Source organism: Microbacterium sp. (assembly GCF_026393345.1).
Classification (GTDB): domain Bacteria; phylum Actinomycetota; class Actinomycetes; order Actinomycetales; family Microbacteriaceae; genus Microbacterium.
The window spans coordinates 1-4,773 of sequence record NZ_JAPLAI010000018.1 but is presented as its reverse complement, the minus strand read 5'-3'; the positions used below and the strand labels follow the sequence as shown (position 1 = coordinate 4,773).

The 4,773-nt window shown below is 70.0% G+C and carries 5 protein-coding genes and 2 pseudogenes; 6 read left to right on the top strand and 1 reads right to left on the bottom strand.

Annotated elements, in window-relative coordinates; translation table 11 throughout:
- From NT132_RS02590 to NT132_RS02580, 3 genes and pseudogenes are all read left to right on the top strand, one after another.
- Positions 1–243 (top strand): annotated as a pseudogene (locus NT132_RS02590) (TadE family protein); the annotation flags it as partial.
- A 13-nt stretch (positions 244–256) separates the two neighbouring features.
- Positions 257–700, top strand: coding sequence for a TadE family protein (locus NT132_RS02585; protein ID WP_297784325.1), 444 nt, complete (start codon positions 257–259; stop codon positions 698–700).
- On the top strand, positions 697–1,107 hold the full coding sequence (locus NT132_RS02580) for a pilus assembly protein TadG-related protein (protein WP_297784322.1): 411 nt from the start codon (positions 697–699) through the stop codon (positions 1,105–1,107). Before NT132_RS02585 ends, NT132_RS02580 begins: the two co-directional genes overlap by 4 nt.
- 7 nt (positions 1,108–1,114) lie before the next feature.
- Here NT132_RS02580 and NT132_RS02575 read toward each other — a convergent pair whose 3' ends face one another.
- Positions 1,115–2,341 (bottom strand): MFS transporter, encoded by a 1,227-nt coding sequence (locus NT132_RS02575; protein WP_297784328.1) that lies wholly within the window; start codon positions 2,339–2,341, stop codon positions 1,115–1,117.
- An 88-nt stretch (positions 2,342–2,429) separates the two neighbouring features.
- Between NT132_RS02575 and prfB the strand changes: the two genes are divergently transcribed.
- The 3 genes and pseudogenes from prfB to NT132_RS02560 form a co-directional block, all read left to right on the top strand.
- A complete protein-coding gene (prfB, locus tag NT132_RS02570) occupies positions 2,430–3,539 on the top strand; it encodes a peptide chain release factor 2 (protein ID WP_297784319.1) in 1,110 nt (369 codons plus the stop codon).
- Between the two features lie 70 nt (positions 3,540–3,609).
- Positions 3,610–4,605: a cell division ATP-binding protein FtsE gene (ftsE, locus tag NT132_RS02565; RefSeq protein WP_297784316.1), complete on the top strand. Its 996-nt coding sequence runs from the start codon at positions 3,610–3,612 to the stop codon at positions 4,603–4,605.
- A pseudogene (locus NT132_RS02560) lies at positions 4,602–4,773 on the top strand (ABC transporter permease); the annotation flags it as partial. The gene ftsE and the pseudogene NT132_RS02560, both read left to right, overlap by 4 nt.

Below are 4,773 nucleotides of genomic sequence, written 5' to 3'. Positions count from 1 at the left end.
GGCGCATACCACGCGGCGCTCGCCGACACCACGCTCGCCGAGGGCGGCGAGCGCACCCGCAGCGTCATCACCCGAGCGGTCGGTGCGACCTACGCGCAGGACGTCGCCGTGACGGAAGAATCGGCCGACGGGTATCCGGTCATCCGCGTCACCGTCCGCGCACCGATGCCGATCATCGGTCTGATCGGCCTACCCGGAGCGTGGGAGGTGACCGGCCGTGCCCCCGCGGAGAGCCTGGAGTGAGCTGAGTCGACGGATGCGGGACAGCGACGATCGCGGCTCCGCGTCGCTGGAGTTCCTCGTCGCGGGTCTCTTCCTCCTCGTGCCGGTCGTCTATCTCATCGTCGCGCTGGGCCTCATCCAGGACGGAACCCTCGGCGTCGAAGCGGCGGCCCGTCACACCGCGCGCGCCATCGGCCTGGCGACGGACGCGGCGGACGCCGACCGTCGCGTCGACCTCGTGCTGCACCAGGTAGCGGAGGAGTACGGCCTCGACCTCGACGGACTGGCCGTAGGCCTCACCTGCCCGGACGCTTCCGGTGCCTGCCCGTCGTCCGGCGCGACCCTCACGGTCACGGTGCGGGCCCGCATCCCGCTGCCACTGGTCCCGCCGATTCTGGGTCTCGACGACCTCGCGACCGTGCCGGTGGAGGCGCAGGCGGTGCAGAAGACCTCACGGCTGTGGGGGACGAGCCCATGACGCAGCGAGACGATGAGGGCAGCATCCTGCCGCTCGTGCTCGGCTACGCGATCCTCGCGATCGCGCTCGTCATCGTGTGCGCCTGTGCGACGAGCCTCTACATCGCGCAGAAGCAGCTGGATGCGGTCGCGGATGCGGCGGCGCTCGCCGGAGCCGACGGCTTCACACTGACGCTGCAGGACGGCGAACCGCAGGCGACGCTGACGCCGTCGGAGGTGCGTTCACAGGCCGAGGCGCTGGTCGCGGCGGCGCCGGGGGAGCCGGCGGTGGTCTCCGCCGACACCCCGGACGGACGCTCGGCCCGCGTGACGGTCACCGCCGCGTGGCATCCGCCGCTGTTCTCGGTGTTCGTCCCGGACGGGGTGGCGCTCACCGCCACCGCGACGAGCCGCACCGGCCTGCGCTGACCGCCGCCTACGCCTTCACCCGCGGCACGAACATCGGCACCCAGCGCAGGAACGCTCCCGCACCCAGCAAGGCCACGAGTCCCATGGCGCCCGCCGCCCATGACAGCGAGAACACCGCGGTGATGGCGGAGACGAGAAGCGGTGCGGCCGCACCGCCGGCGTCGCTGAGCGTGCGCCAAGAGCCGAGGAACGGCGCCGGGTCGTCCCGGGGGGCGACGTCTGCGCCGAGGGTCAGGAGGATGCCGCTAGAGAGGCCGTTGCCGACGCCGAGCACGGCGGCGAACATCGCGAACCACATCGGGGCCGTGCCGAGATCGTGCGTGACCGAGAGTGCGAGGAACCCGCCGGCCATGAGGATCATCGCGGGAAGGGCCGCCCAGAGCCGTCCGAACCGGTCCATCACCTGGCCGCTCGCGTAGAACAGGGCGAAGTCGATCGCACCGGAGATGCCGACGACCAGGGCGATCGTCTGCCCGTCGAGGCCGATCGACAGGCCCCACAGCGGCAGGATCGCCTGGCGGGCCGCGCGGGCGGCGGACAGGGATGCGGCGGCCACGCCCAGACGCGACAGCACTCGGCGGTATTGCCACATGGTGCGGAACACCCCGGCGCGCTCCGACACCGGGATCGATCCCGTGACGGGCTCGCCCGAGTCCTCCCCGTCCGAGGACACTCGTTGCTCTGCGGCCTCGGCGGCCAGGCCCTTCTCCGGGTCGGGCCCGAACAGGACGAGGAGGATCACCCCGAGGGTGCAGACGCCGAGGAACCAGATCGGCGCCGTCTCGCCGGGGAAGATCGCGAGGAGGGCGGCGGAGACGAAGGGGCCGATGAAGATGCCCAGGCGGAACGTGCCGCCGAGCAGCGATAGCGCGCGGGCGCGGAAGTGGATCGGCACGCGCGTGGTCATGAAGGCGTGGCGGGCGAGGCCGAAGGCGGCGGCACTCAGGCCGATGAGGAAGACGGCGACGGCGAATACCGCGAGGTTCGGTGCCCAGAGGGCCGCGGCGGTGCCGACGAGGACGAGGGCTCCCGCGGAGGCCATCGTCAGGCGTTCCCCGATGCGGGCGACGGCGGCGCCGGCGGGCAGGTTCCCGACGAGCTGGCCGACGGTGAGGGCCGACACCACGACCGCGGCGAGGGCGATGTCGGCGCCGAGGCGTTCGGCGATCACCGGGATGAGGGGGATGACCGCACCCTCGCCGAGGGCGAAGAGCAGCGTGGGGCCGTAGATCATCGGCGCGAAGCGCCCGAGGACCGAGGCCACTCCTGGATCTGCGGATTGGTCACGGTCGGTCACCGCATCCACGTTAGTCTGGAGTGTCATGCTTGAGCTCGATGTGTCCTCCGCCATCCAGGCGCTCCGTTCCACCTACGACGACATCCAGGCGGTGGTCGACGTGGATGCGCTGCGCGCCGACATCGCGCGCCTGAGCGAGGAAGCCGGCGCCCCCGATCTGTGGGACGACGTCGACAAGGCGCAGAAGGTGACGAGCGCGCTCAGCCACAAGCAGGCCGACCTCAAGCGGGTCACCGATGTCGGCCGACGCCTCGACGACCTCGAGGTGCTCGTGGAACTCGCCACCGAGATGGAGGACGAGGAGTCCGCCGAGGAGGCCCGCAAGGAGCTCGCGGAGCTGGAGAAGATCATCGGCGACCTCGAGGTGCAGACACTGCTTGACGGCGAGTACGACGATCGTTCCGCCGTCGTGACGATCCGCTCCGGCGCGGGCGGCGACGACGCCACCGACTTCGCCGAGATGCTCATGCGGATGTACCTGCGCTGGGCCGAGCGGCACAAGTACCCGGTCAAGGTGATGGACACGTCCTTCGCCGAAGGTGCCGGCATCAAATCCGCGACCTTCCAGGTCGACGCGCCCTACGCCTACGGCACGCTGTCGGTCGAGGCCGGCACCCACCGCCTCGCGCGCATCAGCCCCTTCGGCGGCGCCGACAAGCGGCAGACCAGCTTCGCTGCGGTCGAGGTCATCCCGGTGATGGAAGAAGCTGTCGAGGTGGAGGTCCCCGAGGGCGACATCCGCGTCGACGTGTTCCGCTCCTCCGGGCCGGGTGGACAGTCGGTCAACACCACCGACTCCGCCGTGCGCATCACGCACCTTCCGACCGGCATCGTCGTGTCGATGCAGAACGAGAAGTCGCAGATCCAGAACCGCGCCGCCGCCATGCGCGTGCTGCAGACCCGCCTGATGCTGCTGCAGAAGGAAGAGGAAGCGGCAAAGAAGAAGGAACTCGCCGGGACGATCACGGCGAGCTGGGGCGACCAGATGCGCTCTTACTTCCTCTACGGTCAGCAGCTGGTGAAAGACCTCCGCACCGGCTACGAGGTCGGAAACCCCGCGAGCGTCTTCGACGGCGACCTGGACGGCCTCATCGCCGCCGGCATCCGGTGGCGCAAGCGCAAGATCGAAGACTGACCTCGAGGGATGCGGCGCGCCGCGGGTGGTGCCCGGCTCAGCGTCGTCGTCCGCTTAGGCTGACGTGGCCATGATCCGGTTCGAGAATGTCATCAAGCGGTATCGCGGCACCTCCAAACCCGCGCTTCAGAACGTGGACTTCGAGGTGCAACGCGGAGAATTCGTCTTCCTCGTGGGAGCGTCGGGATCGGGCAAATCGTCCTGTCTGCGGCTGATCCTGCGAGAGGACACCCCCAGCGAGGGACGCGTCGTCGTGCTCGGTCGCGACCTCCGGGCACTCCCGAACCGCAAGGTGCCGTACTTCCGTCGCCACGTCGGCGCGGTGTTCCAGGACTTCCGGCTGCTGCCGACCAAGACCGTGTTCCAGAACGTCGCGTTCACGCTGCAGGTCATCGGCTCCTCCAAGGGCTTCATCCAGCAGGCCGTGCCGGAGGCGCTTGCCCTCGTCGGCCTTGCCGGCAAAGAAAAGCGTCTGCCGCACGAGCTCTCCGGCGGTGAGCAGCAGCGTGTCGCGATCGCCCGCGCCCTGGTGAACCGCCCGCAGGTGCTGCTCGCCGACGAGCCGACCGGAAACCTCGACCCTGCGACCTCCGTCGACATCATGCAGCTGCTTGCCCGCATCAACGCCGGCGGCACCACGGTCGTTATGGCCACGCACGAGGCGGGTTTCGTCGATCAGATGCGTCGCCGCGTGATTGAACTGCGTCACGGCGAGATCGTCCGCGACGAGAGCAGCGGTGGATACGGCGACACGTCCGGGATCCCGCGTCTCGGGCCGCAGGCCGAGCGAGGTGCTGCAGCGACCGCCGCCCTCACCGCCGTGCAGGAGCTGCGCCGCGAGATCTCCGAGACCGGACAGATTGAGCCGGTCCGGCTCGACCAGGCCCCCGCCGCCGAGACCGCGCGTGAGACGGCACCCGCTGCCCCTCATCCGGATGCGGAGCAGCCGCCGATCACGCGGCCCGCGCCCGCACCCCGCATCCCCGAGGTCTCGATGGACGAGCTCGGCCTCGCGGACCGCCTCGGTCTCGGCCAGGACGACGACGAAGTGGGGCCCACGCGATGAGGAGCGGTCTGATCCTCGGCGAGGCCTTCAGCGGGCTCCGTCGCAATGCCTCCATGGTCATCTCGGTCGTGCTGGTCACGTTCGTGTCGCTGACGTTCGTCGGCGCTGCGGTGCTGATGCAGATGCAGATCGGCAAGATGAAGGACTTCTGGGTGGATCGTGCCCAGG